This window comes from uncultured Bacillus sp., from assembly GCF_958411575.1.
GTDB classification, from domain to species: domain Bacteria; phylum Bacillota; class Bacilli; order Bacillales; family Bacillaceae; genus Bacillus; species Bacillus spizizenii.
Window position 1 is genome coordinate 1 of record NZ_CATYRA010000008.1, and the last position, 20,655, is coordinate 20,655.

At 45.3% G+C, this 20,655-nt stretch carries 20 protein-coding genes and 2 pseudogenes; 17 read left to right on the forward strand and 5 right to left on the reverse strand.

The window, feature by feature from the left end; all coding sequences use genetic code 11:
• Positions 1-54: 54 nt before the first annotated feature.
• A pseudogene (locus Q5C82_RS13865) lies at positions 55-528 on the forward strand (YcdB/YcdC domain-containing protein); the annotation flags it as partial.
• Between the two features lie 6 nt (positions 529-534).
• Here Q5C82_RS13865 and cwlK read toward each other — a convergent pair.
• Positions 535-1,038 carry a peptidoglycan L-alanyl-D-glutamate endopeptidase CwlK gene (cwlK, locus tag Q5C82_RS13870; protein WP_013307907.1) on the reverse strand — a complete coding sequence of 168 codons (504 nt, stop codon included), beginning with the start codon at positions 1,036-1,038 and terminating at the stop codon, positions 535-537.
• Positions 1,039-1,158: 120 nt separating this feature from the next.
• Between cwlK and rapJ the strand changes: the two genes are divergently transcribed.
• The 6 genes from rapJ to znuB all read left to right on the forward strand — a co-directional run bounded on the left by rapJ (position 1,159) and on the right by znuB (position 7,583).
• Positions 1,159-2,280: a response regulator aspartate phosphatase RapJ gene (gene rapJ / locus Q5C82_RS13875; RefSeq protein ID WP_003224746.1), complete on the forward strand. Its 1,122-nt coding sequence runs from the start codon at positions 1,159-1,161 to the stop codon at positions 2,278-2,280.
• A gap of 109 nt (positions 2,281-2,389) precedes the next feature.
• The gene (locus Q5C82_RS13880) at positions 2,390-3,166 is read left to right on the forward strand and encodes an SDR family oxidoreductase (RefSeq protein WP_003224747.1); all 777 of its coding nucleotides are present in this window, start codon (positions 2,390-2,392) and stop codon (positions 3,164-3,166) included.
• A gap of 24 nt (positions 3,167-3,190) precedes the next feature.
• Entirely contained in the window at positions 3,191-4,882 is a 1,692-nt protein-coding gene (locus Q5C82_RS13885; RefSeq protein ID WP_003224748.1) for an alpha-glucosidase, read from the forward strand.
• A 182-nt stretch (positions 4,883-5,064) separates the two neighbouring features.
• Positions 5,065-6,033: a metal ABC transporter substrate-binding protein gene (locus Q5C82_RS13890; RefSeq protein ID WP_003224750.1), complete on the forward strand. Its 969-nt coding sequence runs from the start codon at positions 5,065-5,067 to the stop codon at positions 6,031-6,033.
• Positions 6,034-6,087: 54 nt separating this feature from the next.
• Positions 6,088-6,783, forward strand: a complete 696-nt coding sequence (gene znuC / locus Q5C82_RS13895) for a zinc ABC transporter ATP-binding protein ZnuC (RefSeq protein WP_003224752.1) — start codon at positions 6,088-6,090, stop codon at positions 6,781-6,783.
• Complete coding sequence (gene znuB, locus Q5C82_RS13900; RefSeq protein ID WP_003224754.1) at positions 6,741-7,583, forward strand: zinc ABC transporter permease ZnuB; 843 nt, start codon at positions 6,741-6,743, stop codon at positions 7,581-7,583. The genes znuC and znuB overlap by 43 nt, the downstream gene beginning before the upstream one ends.
• Before the next feature lie 37 nt (positions 7,584-7,620).
• Here znuB and Q5C82_RS13905 read toward each other — a convergent pair whose 3' ends face one another.
• The gene (locus Q5C82_RS13905; protein ID WP_003224756.1) at positions 7,621-8,616 is read right to left on the reverse strand and encodes an LLM class flavin-dependent oxidoreductase; all 996 of its coding nucleotides are present in this window, start codon (positions 8,614-8,616) and stop codon (positions 7,621-7,623) included.
• Between the two features lie 282 nt (positions 8,617-8,898).
• Between Q5C82_RS13905 and Q5C82_RS13910 the strand changes: the two genes are divergently transcribed.
• From Q5C82_RS13910 to niaP, 7 genes are all read left to right on the forward strand, one after another.
• On the forward strand, positions 8,899-9,498 hold the full coding sequence (locus tag Q5C82_RS13910; RefSeq protein WP_003224759.1) for a TerD family protein: 600 nt from the start codon (positions 8,899-8,901) through the stop codon (positions 9,496-9,498).
• Between the two features lie 21 nt (positions 9,499-9,519).
• Complete coding sequence (locus Q5C82_RS13915; protein WP_003224762.1) at positions 9,520-10,101, forward strand: TerD family protein; 582 nt, start codon at positions 9,520-9,522, stop codon at positions 10,099-10,101.
• A 34-nt stretch (positions 10,102-10,135) separates the two neighbouring features.
• Positions 10,136-10,714 (forward strand): TerD family protein, encoded by a 579-nt coding sequence (locus Q5C82_RS13920; RefSeq protein ID WP_003224764.1) that lies wholly within the window; start codon positions 10,136-10,138, stop codon positions 10,712-10,714.
• A 51-nt stretch (positions 10,715-10,765) separates the two neighbouring features.
• Positions 10,766-11,539, forward strand: a complete 774-nt coding sequence (locus tag Q5C82_RS13925) for a TerC family protein (protein WP_003224765.1) — start codon at positions 10,766-10,768, stop codon at positions 11,537-11,539.
• 83 nt (positions 11,540-11,622) lie between these two features.
• Entirely contained in the window at positions 11,623-13,236 is a 1,614-nt protein-coding gene (locus Q5C82_RS13930) for a YceG family protein (RefSeq protein ID WP_003224767.1), read from the forward strand.
• A gap of 15 nt (positions 13,237-13,251) precedes the next feature.
• The gene (locus Q5C82_RS13935; RefSeq protein WP_003224769.1) at positions 13,252-14,343 is read left to right on the forward strand and encodes a toxic anion resistance protein; all 1,092 of its coding nucleotides are present in this window, start codon (positions 13,252-13,254) and stop codon (positions 14,341-14,343) included.
• Positions 14,344-14,465: 122 nt separating this feature from the next.
• The gene (gene niaP, locus Q5C82_RS13940) at positions 14,466-15,668 is read left to right on the forward strand and encodes a niacin permease NiaP (RefSeq protein WP_003224770.1); all 1,203 of its coding nucleotides are present in this window, start codon (positions 14,466-14,468) and stop codon (positions 15,666-15,668) included.
• Positions 15,669-15,698: 30 nt separating this feature from the next.
• Here niaP and Q5C82_RS20520 read toward each other — a convergent pair.
• Positions 15,699-15,928: pseudogene (locus Q5C82_RS20520) on the reverse strand (MFS transporter); the annotation flags it as partial.
• 13 nt (positions 15,929-15,941) lie between these two features.
• Positions 15,942-16,181: a helix-turn-helix domain-containing protein gene (locus Q5C82_RS13945; protein WP_079996285.1), complete on the reverse strand. Its 240-nt coding sequence runs from the start codon at positions 16,179-16,181 to the stop codon at positions 15,942-15,944.
• A gap of 287 nt (positions 16,182-16,468) precedes the next feature.
• Here Q5C82_RS13945 and opuAA point away from each other — a divergent pair, with 287 nt between their 5' ends.
• The 3 genes from opuAA to opuAC are packed head-to-tail and all read left to right on the forward strand — an operon-like array spanning position 16,469 to position 19,453.
• Positions 16,469-17,722 (forward strand): glycine/proline betaine ABC transporter ATP-binding protein OpuAA, encoded by a 1,254-nt coding sequence (gene opuAA, locus Q5C82_RS13950; protein ID WP_003224776.1) that lies wholly within the window; start codon positions 16,469-16,471, stop codon positions 17,720-17,722.
• A gap of 1 nt (position 17,723) precedes the next feature.
• A complete protein-coding gene (gene opuAB, locus Q5C82_RS13955; protein WP_003224778.1) occupies positions 17,724-18,572 on the forward strand; it encodes a glycine/proline betaine ABC transporter permease subunit OpuAB in 849 nt (282 codons plus the stop codon).
• Positions 18,572-19,453, forward strand: a complete 882-nt coding sequence (gene opuAC, locus Q5C82_RS13960) for a glycine/proline betaine ABC transporter substrate-binding protein OpuAC (RefSeq protein ID WP_003224779.1) — start codon at positions 18,572-18,574, stop codon at positions 19,451-19,453. Before opuAB ends, opuAC begins: the two co-directional genes overlap by 1 nt.
• Positions 19,454-19,490: 37 nt before the next feature.
• Here opuAC and Q5C82_RS13965 read toward each other — a convergent pair whose 3' ends face one another.
• Entirely contained in the window at positions 19,491-20,642 is a 1,152-nt protein-coding gene (locus Q5C82_RS13965; protein WP_003224781.1) for a M20 peptidase aminoacylase family protein, read from the reverse strand.
• Positions 20,643-20,655 lie beyond the last annotated feature (13 nt).

The following is a 20,655-nucleotide window of genomic DNA, read 5'->3' on the forward strand; positions in this document are numbered from 1 at the left end:
TTGGCTGTTTAAAAGGTGTTTTGATCCCTGTCTCAAAAACGGGGGTCAGTCCCATTAAAAGCAGCGCTTTCTTTTTTGGACCAGCGGAACAACCGCCAATGCTCAACGGAAGAATGCCAAAGGATAGCGCTTCAATTTTTGTATGCCCTCTATCCGAGAGCAGCTGAGTTTTTCAGAGCGAATCCCGTCCGAATTGATGAAAGAGGGAGGGTCCGCAATCATTTTTCTGTCTGGTATAAAGGAGTGCCGCTGCGGTTCGGAGCTGCCCGCATCATTGTCAATCCGGAAACGGGAATGATTGATGCTTTTATGGCACCGGATGTTGATCCAGAACAATTGGAAACAATCAATCACAGGCCGGATGTTTCTGCTGAAGAAGCGAAAGAGACGTTTTTGGCCGCATTTGATGTGAAGCTGGAGTGGCAGCCTGATTTTACAGCAGGCAGCGATCAGCATTACAAACTTGTATATAAGCCGGTCTATCCTTCCTATATTGATGCGCACATAAGGAAAAAGAAAAGGATGTGAGGGTGTTTAGTCAGGAACCATCTCCAAGTGGGGGTAATCCTTGAATCGTTTCCAGTCCCCGCCCCACTCAAAGCCGAGTTTCTTAGCGATCTCGACAACCTCCAGCCAATCTGATTTTCCGTTTTGATTGCCGTCATATTCCATATCCCATATGATGCTGCCATCCTTTTTTTGAAGGGCGAAATCAATAGCTAAACCATAGTTATGATACGATTCCCCTCCTCTTGCATAGGTGACAATATTCCCTTTTTTTGTACGTCCCTGTTTATATAATTCGTCTTGTTCCTTAAAGGACCTGAATCCTTCTGTAATGACGACGGTAATGCCTTTATTCGCTGCTGCGGCCTTGAGGGCATCGGCATTCTGCTTCACAACCGGATGAAGATCAGAAGGGACAGGCATATCCTGCAGGGCATTTTGAGAATGCCATTCGTGCCGTATATAACTAAAACACAGATCAAGAAGAAACAGAATACATAAGATAACAGATGTTTTTGCGGATAATTTCATATCGGTCTCACTTTCTCATGATGTGCTAAATGTTAACGCTTATACGATTGACTCTCTCTAAAAGCGAACAGCTATGATAAAATATAACATAAATAGTAGCAGGAGGAAGGAGGCAGACCGATGAGAGCAAAGATTCCATCTGAAGAAGTAGCAGTAAAGCTAAACGAATGGTACAAGCTCATTCGCGCATTTGAAGCAGATCAAGCAGAAGCGTTAAAGCAGGAGATCGAATACGATTTAGAAGACATGGAAGAAAATCAGGACTTGCTTTTATATTTTTCTTTGATGGAATTCCGCCATCGAATCATGCTTGATAAGCTGATGCCGGTGAGAGACAGCGACACCAAGCCTCCGTTCTCTGATATGCTGAACGAAATTGAAAGCAATCAGCAAAAACTCACAGGCTTATTGGAATACTACTTTTATTATTTCAGAGGGATGTACGAATTTAAGCAGAAAAATTTCATATTAGCGATTGACCATTATAAACATGCCGAGGAAAAGCTCGAGTATGTCGAGGATGAGATCGAAAAAGCTGAGTTTCTTTTTAAGGTTGCAGAAGTGTATTATCACATCAAACAAACGTATTTTTCAATGAATTATGCGAGCCAGGCGCTTGATATCTATACGAAATATGAATTGTACGGGCGCCGCCGCGTGCAGTGTGAATTTATCATCGCCGGAAATTTGACCGATGTTTATCATCATGAAAAAGCGCTGACACACTTGTGCAGCGCCTTAGATCATGCAAGGCAGCTTGAGGAAGCATATATGATCGCCGCTGCCCATTATAATGTCGGACACTGTAAGTACAGTCTGGGCGATTACTGTGAAGCGGAGGGCTATTTCAAAACAGCCGCCGCCATTTTTAAGGAGCACAACTTTCAGCAGGCCGTTCAAGCCGTTTTTTCACTGACCCATATGTATTGTAAAGAGGGAAAATACGACAAAGCGGTAGAGACGTATGGCCGTGGGGTAAAGAGCGCCGCTGAATGGGAAGATGACATGTATTTGACGAAATTCCGCCTCATTCATGAGCTGTATCTTGGAAGCGGCGACCGGAACGTGCTTAAAGAATGCTTTGATCTGCTGGAATCCCGCCAGCTTCTTGCAGATGCTGAGGATCTGCTGCATGATACAGCTGAACGTTTCAATCAGCAGGAACGCTACGAGTCCGCCGCTTTCTTTTACCGTAGGCTGATGAATATTAAAAAGAAGCTGGCTGAGCAGCGTTTTCAATAGGTGATGGCAGAGAACATAATCGGTTCTCTGCTTTTTTTATGCTGTTTTTAACCCGGAAAAATAGGGTATTTTCCACTGCATAATGGAAAATCAGAGGAGGATATCGTTTATGTATAAAGATTTAACCGGAAAAACAGCGATTGTGACAGGTTCTTCAAAAGGAATCGGGAAAGCCATTGCGGAACGGTTTGGACAGGAGAAAATGAATGTTGTTGTGAACTACCACAGCGACCCATCTGGAGCCGATGAAACTGTAGACATCATTAAGCATAGCGGAGGGAAAGCCGTCGCAGTTGAGGCGGACGTGTCGAAAGAAGCAGGGATTCAGGCGCTCCTGGACGCAGCTTTAGAGCATTTCGGCACGCTTGATGTCATGGTGAACAACTCTGGCTTTAACGGCGCGGAGGCCATGCCGCATGAGATGAGTCTAGAAGATTGGCAGAGAGTCATTGATGTCAACGTCACCGGGACCTTTATGGGAGCGAAAGCAGCGCTTAACCACATGATGAAAAACAACATCAAAGGCAATGTGTTGAATATCTCGAGCGTTCACCAGCAGATCCCGCGCCCCGCCAACGTTCAGTATTCCACGTCCAAAGGCGGTATCAAGATGATGACAGAAACGCTGGCACTCAACTATGCGAATAAGGGTATCCGCGTCAACGCGATAGCGCCCGGCACCATTGCCACAGAATCAAATGTTGATACGAAAAAGGAAGTGAACAGACAAGAACAATTGAAAAAGATCCCGATGAAAACCTTCGGAAAGCCGGAAGAAGTGGCAGCAGCAGCGGCTTGGCTCGTATCTGAGGAAGCGAGCTATGTGACCGGCACAACACTATTCGTCGACGGCGGAATGACACTTTATCCATCTCAGCTTGAATAGAACACAAAACAGGGGGATTGCGGGATGAAAACAGATTGGTGGAAGGATGCAGTGGTGTATCAAATTTATCCGAGAAGCTTTCAGGACAGCAATGGAGATGGAATTGGAGACTTGCGGGGGATCATTTCCCGTCTTGACTACATAAAGGAGCTCGGGGCAGATGTGATTTGGATTTGCCCAATCTATCCTTCTCCGAATGTTGATTACGGCTATGATGTGACGGACCATAAGACGATTATGGACTCATACGGAACGATGGATGATTTTCACGAGCTGCTTGACCAGGTGCACCAGCGCGGATTAAAGCTGGTGATGGATTTTGTGTTAAATCACACCTCGGTCGAGCATCCGTGGTTTAAAGAAGCGGAGCTGGACAAAAACAGCAAATACCGAAGCTATTACTTTTGGCGTCCCGGCACAAAGAACGGCCCTCCGACGGACTGGGTGTCTGCCTACGGAAGACCGGTCTGGCAATACGAGGAGCACACGGGTGAATATTATCTCCACATGAATGCCGTCAAACAAGCTGATTTAAATTGGGAACATCCTGAGGTGCGCCAAGCGGTGTTTGACATGATGAGATTTTGGCTCGATAAAGGGGTGGACGGCTTGCGCATTGATCAGCTTCATCTCATCTCTAAAAAAGGATATCTACCTTCGTATGAGGACTATATCAATCAGCAGGCAGAGCCGAAGCCTTTCCAGCCAAATGGCGAACGAATTCATGACTATTTAAAAGAAATGACAGATGAAGTATTTTCCCGGTACGATGTGATGTCTGTCGGAGAGGTTGGCGGTGTCACACCGGAGGAAGGGCTGAAGTATACGGGAACCGATAAGCATGAGCTGAATATGATTTTTCACTTTCAGCATATGGAGCTTGACCAGCAGCCGGGAAAAGAACATTGGGATGTAAAGCCCCTTGAGCTTTCTGATTTAAAATCGGTTTTGACATCATGGCAAAAGAAGCTGGAACATCAAGGGTGGAATACATTGTATTGGTGCAACCACGACCAGCCCCGGATTGTGTCCAGGTTCGGAGACGATGGGGAATACCGCAAAGCATCTGCGAAAATGCTGGCCACCGTCCTATATCTCATGAAGGGCACGCCGTATATTTATCAGGGAGAAGAAATCGGGATGACAAACGCTCCGTTTACCCGGATTAAGGACTACAAAGATATCCAAACGATCAATATGTATCATAAACGGGTGTTTGAAAAAGGCTATGATCCAGAAGATGTGATGAGATCGATCTTAGCCAAAAGCCGGGATCACGCCCGGACGCCGATGCAGTGGAGCAGCGGCAAAAATGCCGGATTTACTGACGGCACGCCTTGGCTGAAGGTCAACCCGAACTTCTCGTCCATCAATGTGGAAGAGGCACAGACAGACCCTGATTCGATCCTAACTTATTACAAAAAGCTGATCAGCCTGAGAAAGGAGTACGCTGATCTCATTAAAGGAAGCTATGAACTTTTGCTTCCGGATGATCCTCAGCTGTTTGTATACATGAGACAAAATGGTAAACAACAGCTTTTGTCGGTAAATAACTTTTCAAAAGAGCAAGCTGTTTTCAGATGGCCTAAGAACTGCCGCAAGGATCAGTCATCCTTGCTTCTCAGCAATTATAAAAACAACGGTGACCTTGCTGATGAAATGGTGTTTCAGCCTTATGAGAGCAGGGTGTATCTTCTGGACAATTCAATCAAATGACTCAGCCCGGCATTTTCAGCCGGGTTTTTTAAGTACATATATTCGCATTATAGACGGGAAGAATAAAATCAAAATAAAAATTAATCTTGCAAAACGTAATGACTTCGGTTTATTATGATATAGGATTACAAAATCGTTATCATTTTGATTTAAGTGAATATGAAAAAGAGGGGATATACGATATGTTTAAAAAATGGAGCGGTTTGTTTGTGATTGCAGCGTGCTTTTTATTGGTTGCAGCATGCGGCAACTCATCAACAAAAGGGTCGACGGATTCTAAGAGTGGTAAACTGCACATTGTCACAACGTTCTACCCGATGTATGAATTTACGAAACAAATTGTAAAAGACAAAGGCGATGTGGATTTGTTAATTCCATCTTCCGTCGAACCTCATGATTGGGAACCGACGCCGAAAGATATTGCCAACATTCAGGATGCTGATTTGTTCGTTTATAATAGTGAATACATGGAGACATGGGTTCCATCAACTGAAAAAAGCATGGGCCAAGGCCATGCCGTTTTCGTCAATGCGAGCAAAGGCATTGATTTAATGGAAGGCTCTGAAGAAGAACATGAAGAGCACGAGGAGCATGAGCATGGGGAGCATGAGCACAGCCATGCAATGGACCCTCACGTATGGCTCAGCCCTGTTCTGGCGCAGAAGGAAGTTAAAAATATTACGGCGCAAATCGTAAAGCAGGACCCGGATAATAAAGAATACTATGAGAAAAATAGTGCAGAATATATTGCAAAACTGCAAGATCTTGATAAACTATATCGTACAACCGTAAAAAAAGCGGCGAAGAAAGAATTCATCACGCAGCATACAGCTTTCGGCTATTTGGCAAAAGAATACGGCCTGACTCAGGTTCCGATTGCAGGAATTTCTCCTAACCAAGAGCCAAGCGCAGCTGACTTGGCAAAGCTGAAAACATATGCCAAAGAACATAACGTAAAAGTGATTTACTTTGAAGAAATTGCATCCTCAAAGGTCGCAGAAACGCTTGCCAATGAAATCGGCGCGAAGACAGAAGTGCTCGATACACTGGAAGGCTTAAGCAAAGAAGAACAGGATAAAGGTTTAGGGTATATCGACATTATGAAACAAAACCTCGATGCCCTGAAAGATTCACTATTGGATAAATCATAAGATAGTGTGCGCCGGAGGGTGCACACTATTTCTTTGTGAGAAAGGAAGATTGACATGAATCTCGTCTCATTGAAAGATATCGTTTTCGGCTATTCCCACACGCCTGTGTTGGATAAAGTATCACTTGATATTGAAAGCGGTGAATTCGTCGGCATCACAGGACCAAACGGCGCCTCTAAATCGACGCTCATGAAGGTGATGCTCGGCATGCTGAAACCGTGGGAAGGCACAGTGACGATCAGTAAAAGGAATACAGAGGGAAAACGCCTGACGATAGGGTACGTTCCGCAGCAAATTTCTTCATTTAATGCCGGCTTTCCGAGCACGGTGCTGGAGCTTGTTCAGTCAGGCCGCTACACAAAAGGGAAATGGTTTAAACGTTTAAATGAAGAAGATCATCTCGAAGTGGAAAAAGCACTGAAAATGGTGGAAATGTGGGAGCTCCGCCATCGGAAAATCGGCGATTTATCAGGCGGACAGAAGCAGAAAATCTGTATTGCCAGAATGCTTGCCAGCAATCCGGATCTCTTAATGCTGGACGAACCGACAACAGCCGTTGACTACGACAGCAGAAAAGGATTTTACGAATTTATGCACCATCTTGTGAAAAATCACAACCGAACAGTTGTGATGGTCACTCATGAACAAAATGAAGTACAGCAATTTCTAGATAAAGTGATTCGATTAGAGAGAGGAGAAAAAGGCGGATGGAAATGTTTGACTTGGAATTCATGCGACGAGCTTTTCTAGCAGGCGGCATGATTGCCATCATGGCCCCGATACTAGGGGTGTATCTCGTTCTCAGAAGACAGGCCTTAATGGCTGACACACTTTCACATATTTCATTGTCAGGTGTTGCCATCGGCTTTTTCCTCAGCACCAATATTACCGCGGCGAGCATAGTCGTCGTGACCGTCGGCGCAATCGGGATTGAATACATGCGGCGGGCATATCGGACGTATTCAGAAGTGTCCATTGCCATCTTAATGGCGGCTGGTTTGTCCTTCGCGATGTTTTTAATCAGCTTTTCAAAAGGCACCGCCAATATGAGCATCGATCAATACCTTTTTGGATCGCTCGTGACAGTAAATCAGCAGCAGGTGTATATTATCGGCATCATTACATTGCTGATCCTGCTTTACTTTGTCGTACTGAAAAGACCGCTCTACCTGCTGACGTTTGATGAAGCAACAGCAAAAACATCAGGAATCAATACAAACGTCCTGTCGATGTCCTTCAGTATCGTCACAGGCCTTGCGATCTCAGTTATTATCCCGATCATCGGGGTTCTTCTGGTATCAGCGCTGCTCGTATTGCCGGCAGCATTCGCCATCAGAATTGCAAAAGGCTTTAACATGGTATTTATTACAGCCATACTCATTTCATTATTCAGCGTATTTATGGGGCTGACTTCGTCCTATCAGCTCGGAACGCCGCCAGGGCCGTCCATTACCCTGCTTTTGATCGTTCTGCTTTTGATCGGATTTGTGGCTCAGGGAGTTTGGACATTTATCAAAAAAGAAGCCCTGCGCAAAAAAGGGCGCCGGTAACATAAAAAGCAGTTTTCCCTTTGGAAAACTGCTTTTTTTATAGAAACATCCCGGCAAGATGCTCATACGATTCCTTTTTCGCCTCAAAATCAAACACATTACACAGAACCATGATTTCATTTGTTTCATAGCGTTCTGTCAGCTCTAAAAGCTGCTGTTTTACAGTACTTGGAGAACCGATGACCATACGCTTTCTGTTTTCTCGTATTTGGTTTTTATCTGATTCAGTATAGTGGTATGCTTTCGCTTCCTCAATGCTTGGCACCCTGCTGTCCAAGCCTTTTCCGACACGGAGAAGCCATAGATCCTGGCTTAAGGCGAGCTCTTCTGCTTCTTCATCTGTTTTTGCGCAAATGACAAAAATCGTAAACAGTGCCGCTGGAGACGAGAAATGAGCTGATGGCCGAAAACTTTCCCGGTAGACGCGAAACGCATTTTCTCCTCGTTCGGGGTTGATGAAATGTCCAAACACATAACCAATCCCCTGGTGTGCCGCGCGTCTTGCGCTGTTTTCACCGAGACCGAGCACCCATAGTTCCGGTACAGTGTCAATAAGGGGCGCCGCTTTGATTCCGGCATAAGGATGCCCGGCAGGAAGCGAATCTGTGAGAAAATAAGAGACGTCTTGCAGCTGTCTGTTAAATTCGGTTAAGCTTTTTTTGACCCCGTCTGTTAGCGCAAGACGGGTTTTTGTCGTGCCGCCGGGAGAACGCCCGACGCCGAGGTCAATCCGGTTCGGATACAGTGCTTCAAGCTGGCGAAAGGTTTCGGCTACCTTAAACGGACTGTACTGGGGCAGAAGCACGCCGCCTGACCCGACACGAATCGTGCTCGTGTGTGCTGCGATGCGAGCGATCATGATTTCAGGCGCTGTGCTTGCCAGTCCTTTCGTGCTGTGATGTTCGGCAAACCAATAACGCTTATATCCCCATTGTTCGCTTAATTGGGCAAGCTCAATCGAATGCTGAAGAGTTGTCACAGGGCTTTCTCCTTTAGAAACAGGTGCCTGATCAAGTATGCTTAAATGAATCAAAAGGCCGCTTCCTTTCTGTCTGTTTTTAGCATGTGACACAAGAATAGGCAAAATGACTCGCTCACGTCAAATGGTTTGTTTAAGATGCGTACTTCATAGCATTTGCAAAACATATATCAAATATGGAAGTTTTTTTCGAGGATTTTCGCCAATTATTCTTAACTTTTATGAAACTTTGATATAATAACAAACGTATATATTAATAATTTACGGCTTATTTTCCTTGTGAGCGTAAAAATAAATGTGACTATCTTCACATTTCGATGAGTAGGAGTGAATCGTGTGGCAATTTCTTTAGAAAAAGGTCAGCGAATTGATTTAACAAAAGGAAAAGCCGGTCTGTCAAAATTGATGGTCGGTCTCGGCTGGGACCCGGTGTCCTCAGGCGGAGGATTCTTCAGCAAACTGCTTGGCGGAGGCGGTCCGAATATAGATTGTGACGCTTCAGTGCTGATGCTGGAAAACGGAAAATTTACCGATAAGAAAAATATCATTTATTTCGGCAACCTAAAAAGCCGCTGCGGCAGTGTAAGGCATACAGGCGACAACCTGACAGGCGACGGTGCGGGCGATGACGAGCAAATTATGATAGATTTGGAAAAAGTGCCTGAAAACATCGATAAGCTTGTATTTGTTGTAAATATTTATGATTGTGTCAGAAGGAAACAAGACTTCGGCATGATTCAAAATGCGTTTATTCGTGTAGTCGATCAATCTAATCATGAAGAAATGCTCAAATACAATTTGAGAGACAATTATGCAGGCAGAACAAGCCTGATTACAGCAGAAATCTACCGCAGCGGCAGTGAGTGGAAGTTTGCGGCGATTGGTGAAGGCACAAACGACACGAGATTAGAAGATATTATCAGCCGGTACGTATAAAAGAAAAGGAGTGGATGAAACATGGCAATTTCATTGGCAAAAGGACAAAAGGTAGATTTAACAAAAACAAATCCGGGTCTTTCAAAGGTTGTTGTCGGTTTAGGCTGGGATACGAATAAGTATGACGGCGGGCACGACTTTGACCTTGACTCAAGCGTGTTTCTGTTAGACGCAGCAGGCAAATGCGCGTCTCCAAACGATTTTATTTTCTACAACCAGCTTGAAGGCGGCAACGGTTCAGTCGTTCATTCAGGCGATAACCTGACTGGTGCTGGCGAAGGCGACGATGAGAATGTCAAAGTGAATCTCAGCGCTGTGCCTGCCAATATTGATAAAATCTCATTTGTTATCACCATTCACGAAGCGGAAGCGCGCAGCCAAAACTTTGGACAAGTATCAAACGCGTTCGTTCGCATCGTAAATGAGGAAACAAATGAAGAGCTCATCCGTTACGACCTTGCCGAAGATTTCTCGATTGAAACGGCAATCATTGCAGGGGAGCTTTACAGACATAACGGCGAGTGGAAATTCTCCGCTATCGGCTCAGGCTACCAAGGCGGCCTTGCCCGCATCGCAACGGACTACGGTTTACAAGTCGGTTAAGACAAATACGAAGAGCAGAAAGGAGAGAGGCAGTATGGCCATTCAATTATCAAAAGGACAGCGCATTGATTTAACGAAAACAAATCCGGGACTCGCAAAAGCGGTGATCGGCTTAGGCTGGGATACAAACAAGTACTCTGGCGGACACGATTTTGACCTGGATGCTTCAGCCTTTTTAGTTGATGCTCATGATAACTGCGTGAATGATCTCGATTTCGTCTTCTATAATAACCTTGAACATCCGAGCGGCGGTGTCATCCATACGGGTGACAACCGCACGGGTGAGGGTGACGGAGATGATGAGCAGATTATCGTTGATTTCTCAAAGATCCCTGCACACATTGAGAAAATCGGCATCACAGTGACCATTCACGACGCTGAAGCACGCAGCCAAAACTTTGGACAAGTTTCCAATGCGTTTGTGCGTGTGGTGGACGAAGAGACGCAGGATGAGCTTCTGCGCTTCGATTTGGGAGAAGATTTCTCCATTGAAACAGCTGTTGTCGTTTGTGAGCTTTACAGACACGGCGGCGAGTGGAAATTCAATGCGATTGGCAGCGGATTTTCCGGCGGGCTGGCTGCATTGTGCCGGAACTACGGTTTGCAAGTGTAAGCGAGTGACAAATAGAGAAGTCACCGTTTCAAATTAATAGGAGGAAAAAACTTGGACTTTTTACATCATATCATGTCTACGTATGCTTCATTTTTCGATTGGAAAATGTGGGGGGAAGTGCTATCTGATCCTGTTTCATGGGGTCTGATCGGTTCCCTTGTTGTTCTGGAAGGCCTTTTATCGGCTGATAACGCGCTTGTTCTTGCGGTGATGGTCAAACACCTGCCGGAAAAACAGCGGAAAAAAGCGTTAACGTATGGTTTGTTTGGAGCTTATATTTTCAGATTTATTTTCATCGGGCTCGGTATGCTCCTCATTAAGTTTTGGTGGATCAAGGTGCTTGGCGCGCTTTACTTGGCTTGGCTCGTTATTAAGCACTTCTGGATTGGCGAAAAAGAAGAGGAAACAGACGGCATGAAGAAAAATTCTTGGATGGTCCGCACGTTCGGTATCTTCTGGGCGACTGTTATTTCAGTTGAATTGATGGACCTTGCCTTCTCTGTGGACAGCATCCTTGCCGCATTTGCGGTATCTGAAAAAGTATGGGTGCTTCTGATCGGCGGTATGCTTGGTATTCTAATGATGCGTACAGTGGCAAAAGTATTCCTTGTGCTGATTGATAAAATTCCTGAGCTGGAAAACACAGCATTCGTGTTAATTGGAATTATCGCTCTGAAAATGGCGGCGAGCGCTTTCCATTACGAAATGCCGCATTCTGTATTCTTCATTATCATTATTGCTGCATTTGCGGTAACATTTGTCATTCACTACATCAACAAACAAAAGCAGGTGCGCGAACAAACAGCCGCTTCAAAAGAAGAATAAAACAAAACAAGGAGGGAGGTTCAATGTCCTTCCTTTTTTGTTACAGAAATATCGTTCAATGACAAACCGGAAAGGAGGATATGATGAGACAAGAAGAACTAACCATTCATAAAGCACTTCCGGTTGATGGGGATTGGAAAAACCTGCTGTTTCAGCCATTGCCCGAGCGGGATCACTATGAAACAGAACAAGGCCTTTCTTTTTCTCGTCTTGCCGGGCAGATATTAGGCACGCCTATTGATGAAACGGACTACTATAACGAGCTGTATGAGCTGTCTGTAAACGATCGCATTTCCATTCTGAGTGAAACGCTTGATAAAACAATCGGGCCGGAAACATTTCAAAAGCTCCAGCATATTAATTCCATCAATCAGAAAGAAAAAGGGCTGTCAGTCAGCCGCTTTGTTGCCTTTCTGGACGGAGAAAAACTGATTGCGAAGCACTCGAATCCCTTGATGCACCGCCATTTGAGAAAAGCGCTGATGACGCTTTTACATACCTTTGAAGATAATCATGAGCAGGGGCTGAATCATCCTGATTTTCGCAGAGTGCTGCTTGATGTCTCGAAGTTTTCGTTGAATCACCTGAATCCTTGGCTGGAAAAAAACGATATAGAACGGGAGATGCCAAAGGTAGTTTGGTATGGAGACGCGACGAAAAGCCAGCTCTATTTCTTATATTATCTCATGTTAGTCGGCTGCGATGTTCTGCTGTTCCATCCGGCGGGAAACGATCAGCTGGCGCTTGTCGATCCGAAGCAGGAGCTCAGTTTTACGGAAAAGCTTCCGGATGTTTCGGAGCTTCAGCCGTTTCCGAAAGAAAAACCGGACCGGAAATCAACAGTCGCCTACCGCTCAACAAAGGAAATTGAACATGTGCTGAATCACGAGGAATCCATGCTGTACAAGCCATGGCAATTCAGAGATCACACACCGGTGTCTGTTACGCTCAAAACGACCTATGATGAATTGTTTTTAATCGCGAAAGAGCGTGCCTTTATTCGCCCGAATTTCAAGGCTGATAAACATTCCATCGAGATTCCAAATGTATTCGCCAAAATTATGGGCGTGTCAAAAGACAATAAAGAATATTGGAATAGGCTTCATACATTAGCGGATTATCAGGAAACAGAAATGGTCAGGAGCTTTCCGTTTACAGAGGAAATAAAATCGAACTATCAATTTCATTACAGCCACGCGCTTGACCACGAAGGAAACATCGATCCGGACAAGCTGATGGCAAGCAATGTGTGGCAGTACAAGCAGCTTCCGGCGGGCGTTCAGACTGCCATTGCCAAAACGATTTCGAGAATGTGCAGGCACCCGCGGCTTAAGGCTTTACATCAAGAACAAGTCAAGGATGTTCAAATCTACTTGTTTAAACAAACAACAAACCTGCCTGCTAATCTGCTGAAATTGATTCAAATGTTCGACTATGCGCAAACCGTTCCGAAACTCGTTTTATATCATACAGAAATGAGCGGCGGACTCACGCGTTCGGATGCTGCCGCCCTGCTGTTCCTGAATGAAATCGGAATCGATATCATCATTTATAACCCTCCCGGCCATCAAGATATTGAGCAGTTTATTGAGGAGGATCAGTATGATATCCACTGGCTGGATGACATGGTGTTTCAGCAGGACTATAAAGAGCCTTCGCTTGTGAAAAGGCTGTTCAGAACGATTACCCAAAAATAAGGAGAGAAGAAAAGCATGACAACAGAAAATCAAAACCCGCTTGTTCTTGATAAAAACGAAGAAATTTCCCAGCAAAAAGCTGACGATATCCGTCTCCAGCTCCGTCAGGAACCAGAGGTAAAGCGGCTTGTGCAACAAATTGACGTCAAAAACCAAATGGAGCTGCTTGAGTACGGAAAGGAGCCGGCTGTTGAAATTTCCAAGTTCTCTGACCGCATCTTGGGAATGATGAAAACAACAAGTGTGACAGACTCCGGGACAATGCTGACCCAGCTTGGGAAAATTATGGACCGCTTCGACAAAAATGATTTTGATGAGCCGAAGGGATTAATGGCGAAAATTTTCAAACGCGGCGGGAGCATGATTGAAAAAATCTTTAAAAAGTATCAGACGCTTGGCGGAGAGATTGAAAAAATCCACGTTGAGATTTCGAAATACAAAGATGAGATGACGAAGACGAACTACACGCTTGATGAAATGTATGAAAACAATATCAAATACTACATGGAGCTTGAAAAATACGTCGTTGCCGGGCAAATGAAGCTGGAAGAGATGCAATCGATCCTTCCTTCATATGAAGAAAAAGCAGCAAACGGAAATCAGCTGGCGCAAATGCAGCTCGATACATTGCGCAACGGCATTCAGGCGCTTGAGGAGCGGGTATATGATCTGGATATGGCGCGGATGGTGGCTCTTCAAACTGCACCTCAAATCCGTCTCCTCCAGCGTGGAAATGCAAAGCTGATCGGGAAAATCAACTCCGCGTTCATCATCACCATTCCGATTTTCAAAAACGGCATTATTCAGGCCGTTACCGTGAAACGCCAAAAGCTTGTGGCTGACTCCATGAGTGAGCTTGATCGCCGGACAAACGAGATGCTGAGACGAAATGCTGAAAATATCTCGAGCCAAAGTGTTGAAATTGCCAGAATGGCCGGCAGACCAAGCATAGATATTGAAACGATCGAATCTTCTTGGAACACGATCGTAAGCGGTATGCAGGAAACAAAACAAATCGAAGAAGAAAACAAACGCCTCCGCGAAGACGGCGCGAGACGAATTGCCCAGCTGCAGGATAATATTAAAAAAGCAGCATTGCAGCAATAAAAAGACCCCCGCTTGTGAAGCATAAGCGGGGGTTTTTCATTAACATCATTTAGTTAATGACAATGTGTAAAGACAGGTGTAAACTTAAACGGTAATCATTTTGCATATCAGAGGTGTTGGCAATGGGAAAACAACAGCCTATATCCCAGCGAAAACTGCTGGGTGTCGCCGGTTTGGGGTGGCTGTTTGATGCAATGGATGTCGGAATATTATCGTTTATTATCGCCGCGCTCCACGTAGAGTGGAATCTGTCGCCCGAAGAAATGAAATGGATCGGAAGCGTCAATTCCATCGGCATGGCTGCGGGGGCGTTTTTGTTTGGTCTGCTGGCTGATCGGATCGGCCGCAAAAAAGTGTTTATCATTACCCTTTTATGCTTTTCCATCGGAAGCGGCATTTCCGCTTTTGTGACGAGCTTATCGGCATTCCTCATTTTGCGTTTCGTCATCGGAATGGGGCTAGGCGGAGAGCTTCCGGTTGCTTCAACCCTCGTTTCGGAAGCGGTTGTGCCTGAAAAGCGGGGCAGAGTGATTGTGCTTCTAGAAAGCTTTTGGGCTGTAGGCTGGCTCGTAGCGGCACTGATTTCTTATTTTGTGATACCGAGCTTCGGCTGGCAGGCTGCCCTGCTGTTAACCGCGCTGACCGCTTTTTACGCTCTGTACTTGCGGACGAGTCTGCCTGATTCGCCGAAATATGAGTCGCTTTCTGCCAAAAAGAAAACAGTGTGGGAGAATGTAAAAAGCGTCTGGGCAAGACAGTATATACGGCCGACAGTCATGCTGTCGATCGTTTGGTTCTGCGTGGTGTTTTCTTATTATGGCATGTTCCTATGGCTGCCGAGTGTCATGCTGCTAAAAGGCTTCAGTATGATTCAAAGCTTTGAATATGTCCTGCTGATGACGCTTGCTCAACTTCCGGGCTATTTTTCTGCCGCTTGGCTGATCGAAAAAGTCGGCCGGAAGTGGATACTCGTCATTTACCTGATTGGCACAGCAGGCAGCGCCTATTTCTTCGGAACGGCGGATTCCTTAGGCCTTCTTCTTACTGCTGGAATGCTGTTATCGTTTTTCAATCTTGGTGCATGGGGTGTTCTGTATGCCTATACACCGGAGCAATACCCGACAGCGATTCGCGCAACAGGTTCAGGAACGACAGCAGCGTTTGGAAGAATCGGCGGCATCTTCGGGCCGCTGCTCGTCGGAACGCTCGCAGCCCGTCATATTTCGTTTTCGGTCATCTTCTCGATCTTTTGCATTGCAATCTTACTCGCGGTTGTTTGTATATTGATTATGGGAAAAGAAACGAAACAAACTGAACTTGAATAGGAAAAGCACCTCTTGAATGAGGTGCTTCTTTTACATTTGTGCTCGGGCTATAGATCGGTGTTTCCCGGTTTTATGGATTGTCTGGTAGACCGCCATGGACAGCATAAACAGAATCGCAGTAAATCCTGTAACAGCTCCGAAATGATGTGTGCGTTGATATAAAACCACCTGCAAAACATGTGCCGACAGTGGTTCCGGTACATAGTGGCATTGGAAAGGGGAGCGATGGTTCCTCGCGCGTATGAAACAGATATGTATAGCTAAAACCCTTCGTTAGAGGGTTTCTAAAAAGCTAGGCAAGTATGTTTGAAATGTGTCTTCACGCAGCGTTTTAAAATGATAAAATGCTGTGGTTTTGACAATATTGCACTTTTCACCTACTTCACCGCAGCTGAGTTCTTTTCCGCTGTAATAAAGCGTACGAATAATAGCAAGCCCCGATTCATCAGACAATGCTTTACATTTTTGGGCTCTGATTTGATCATCTAATAGTTTCGTAGTCATGAAACTCATAATAGGAGTCGGTATAACAACTTATTTTCGAGTAAAGGAGCAGGAAGTCATAAAAGAAAGAAGGATTTCAGTCTAGTAAAAGCGTTTTCAATTAAAGAAGGGATAAATATTACCTGTAAAATACAATCATAAAGGAGGATTACAGAGCATTTAGAAGCATAAATAAGGTCATGTGGCCACATGGATGTTTATAAAGAAATGGTACAGAATAAAAGAGTATATGCTGTTTGTGTGGAATGTTACATAAGTGTTACGGTTATAAGGATTGTTTAATATGGAGGGAAAATATGAGTGTAGATGAGAAACCAATTAAGATAAAAGTCGAGAAAGTATCTAAAATTTTTGGGAAACAAACAAAGAAAGCAGTTCAAATGCTTGCCAACGGAAAGACAAAAAAAGAGATCCTGAAAGCGACCGGATCAACCGTTGGGGTAAATCAAGCAGATTTTGATGTATATGATGGTGAGATATTTGTCATCATGGGTCTATCAGGGAGCGGTAAATCAACTTTAGTACGGCTGTTAAACCGGCTTATTGAACCGACTGCCGGAAATATTTACATTGATGGTGACATGATAACAAATATGTCTAAAGACCAGCTCCGGGAAGTCCGTCGGAAGAAAATCAGCATGGTCTTTCAAAAGTTCGCTCTGTTCCCGCACAGAACGATACTTGAAAACACAGAATACGGGCTGGAGCTTCAAGGTGTAGACAAACAAGAGCGTCAGCAAAAAGCGCTTGAGTCCCTTAAGCTTGTCGGCCTTGAAGGATTTGAACAGCAATATCCTGACCAGCTTTCCGGCGGGATGCAGCAGCGTGTCGGTCTTGCCCGCGCGTTGACGAATAACCCGGACATCCTTCTCATGGACGAAGCGTTCAGTGCGCTTGATCCTTTGATTCGTAAAGATATGCAGGATGAGCTTCTTGATCTTCACGAAAATGTCGGAAAAACGATTATCTTCATTACGCATGACCTTGACGAAGCATTGCGCATCGGTGACAGAATCGCCTTGATGAAGGATGGTAACATCGTTCAGATCGGCACACCGGAGGAAATCCTGATGAGTCCATCTAACGAATATGTTGAGAAATTCGTTGAGGATGTTGATTTATCTAAAGTCCTCACAGCAGGCCACATTATGAAACGCGCTGAAACAGTGCGGATTGATAAAGGTCCTCGTGTGGCATTAACATTGATGAAAAACCTAGGGATTTCATCTATTTACGCAGTCGATAAACAAAAGAAATTGTTAGGTGTCATTCACGCGTCAGATGCGAAAAAAGCAGCTGAGTCTGATTTGTCACTTCAAGATATCTTGAATACAGAATTCACGACTGTACCAGAGAATACGTATCTGACAGAGATTTTTGACGTTGTTTCTGACGCGAATATTCCAATTGCGGTTGTAGATGAGAAGCAGAGAATGAAAGGGATTGTCGTAAAAGGCGCGCTAATTGGCGCACTCGCCGGCAATAATGATTACATTAATGTTGAAGGCACTGAACAAACACAAGATCCTTCTGTACAGGAGGTGAAGTAAGATGGATAGACTGCCTAGAATACCTTTAGCAGATATGATTGACCGTTTTGTTGACTGGATTACGATGACGTTTGGCGGATTCTTTGATGGAATCGCAAACGGATTGGCCGCTTTTGTAAATGGAATTGTCAGCGGACTCGGATTTATCCCATCTATTTTATTAACGATTATTTTCGCCGCACTTGCGTGGTGGATCAGTACGAGGGGAATTGCGTTATTTACATTAATTGGATTCCTCCTGATCGATTATTTAGGATATTGGGACCCAATGCTGCAAACTTTGGCGCTTGTTTTGACATCTGTGATTATTTCGATTGTGGTCGGGGTTCCGATCGGAATTTGGGCGTCCCAGAAAGAAACGGTTCGCCGTATTGTAACACCTATTCTTGATTTAATGCAGACAATGCCTGCTTTCGTATATCTATTGCCGGCGATTTTCTTCTTTAACATCGGTGTTGTGCCGGGTGTTGTTGCATCTGTTATCTTCGCGATGCCGCCGACAATCCGCATGACTGTTCTCGGTATAAAACAAGTGCCGGCGGATCTGATTGAAGCGACTGAAGCGTTCGGTTCTACGACAGCTCAGCGTTTGTTTAAAGTTCAGCTTCCGCTTGCGACAAAAACCATTCTGGCCGGAATCAACCAAAGCATCATGCTTGCGTTATCAATGGTTGTTATCGCCGCAATGGTCGGTGCACCGGGACTTGGTTCTGAAGTATACAGCGCCGTAACACAGCTAAAGACCGGGGTCGGCGTAGAGGCCGGTATCGCTATCGTTATCGTTGCCATTACACTGGACCGTATTACTCAAAATATTAAAGTGAAGAAGAAAAGCAGGGGGAATGCCTGATGCTTAAAAAAATCATCGGTATCGGCGTTTCCGCCATGCTGGCGCTCTCACTTGCGGCTTGCGGGTCAGAAAGCGATGAAAATGCAACCGCGGCTGAACAGGTGAATAAGACCATCATCGGGATTGACCCCGGTTCAGGGATTATGACCTTGACCGACAAAGCGATGAAGGATTATGACTTGAATGACTGGACATTGATTTCGGCTTCAAGCGCTGCGATGACTGCAACGCTTAAAAAATCATACGACCGTAAGAAACCGATTATCATAACAGGATGGACACCGCACTGGATGTTCTCCAGATATAAGCTGAAATATCTCGATGATCCGAAACAATCTTATGGCAGCGCAGAGGAAATCCATACGATCACACGCAAAGGCTTCAGCAAAGAACAGCCGAATGCCGCAAAGCTTCTGAGCCAGTTTAAATGGACGCAAGACGACATGGGAGAAGTGATGATCAAGGTGGAAGAAGGCGAAAAACCTGCCAAAGCTGCCGCTGAGTATGTGAAGAAGCATAAGGATCAGATTGCTGAGTGGACAAAAGGCGTTCAAAAGGTGAAGGGAGACAAAATCAACCTTGCTTATGTGGCGTGGGACAGTGAGATTGCAAGTACAAACGTAGTTGGCAAAGTCTTAGAAGACTTGGGCTATGACGTAACGTTTACTCAGGTAGAGGCTGGTCCAATGTGGACCGCGATTGCGACGGGAAGCGCCGATGCATCCCTTTCCGCATGGCTGCCGAATACCCATAAAGCATACGCCGCCAAATATAAAGGCAAATATGACGATGTAGGCGTCAGTGTGACTGGCGTAAAGATGGGTCTTGTTGTGCCTCAATACATGAAAAACGTCAACTCAATTGAAGACTTGAAGAAATAATGAAGAAAGCAGCCTGTAGCCAGGCTGCTTTTTTGTGTTAAGAAGCATTAGCAGCAGCGAGTGATTCCGCCTTTTGAAAGGTTTTTAATACGGCGTTTGCCAAAATGTGAATGCCGTTGAACATCGCGTTTCTGTCAAAGGTCATGTGCGGATGATGGAGTCCTGGCTGAAGTCCGCATCCCAGTCCAAGCATAGTTGTTTTGAGGTTCGGCACTTTTACGGCATAAAAATGAAAATCCTCACCGCCGGTTGTGACAAGCGGTTCATCGAGCTGCTCAGCCCCGATGATATCTGTAATGGCTTCTGCCATGATCGCTTCAGCTTCTTTGTTTTCTGTTGCCGCTGGAAGGCTGTGTTCCTTTTGCAGCTCGATCCTCGCTCCGAAAGCCGCGGCGGCCGCTTCGCAGGCTCTTTCTGTTTCGGTGATTAACGTCTCCATGGCTTCATTGGTCTGTGCGCGCAAATCAAGGCTGAATGACGCTTTTCCTGGAATGATGTTAGAGCTTTCACCGCCGGCTTGAAGTTTGGTCATTTTGACGGTATGCGGAATTTTCGGGTCAATATGAATGAGTCCGAGCTTATGTACAAGAAATGCCGCAATTTCAATGCTGTTCTTCCCGAGATGCGGGCGGGCGCCATGGGCTTCCTCTCCGATTATCGTTCCCTCAATATGCTGGCTTGATCCGTGCAGAATAGATGGGGCGCAACGCCCATTCTGCGTCTCCTGAATCGGACGGATGTGAACGCCGTACAAATAGTCGACATCATCAAGCACGCCTTCTTCTATCATTTTCAAGGCGCCGCCGCCTTTTTCCTCAGCCGGCTGAAAGATAAAACGGATCGTGCCCTTCGGAAGCTCGGGCTGTTTTTTCAGCAGCATTAACGTGCCCAGCGCCATTGTCATGTGTGAATCGTGTCCGCAGGAATGGTTGGCGCGGAATGTGCCGTTGACCTCCTGCCATAGCGCATCAATGTCAGCGCGAACGGCTACAACCGGCGAGCCTGAACCGATTTCGCCGACAACCCCGGTGCAGTCTGAAAAAGTGCAAGTCCGGCACCCTAAATCCTCAAGCTTTTGTTTGAGAAATGCAGTTGTTTCATATTCCTTCCAGCTGACTTCAGGATTCGCGTGCAGATGTTCGAAGATATCCATAACGGTTTGTTTCATGTCTTCGGAAAGCTTTTGCATGGGAAAAAACCTC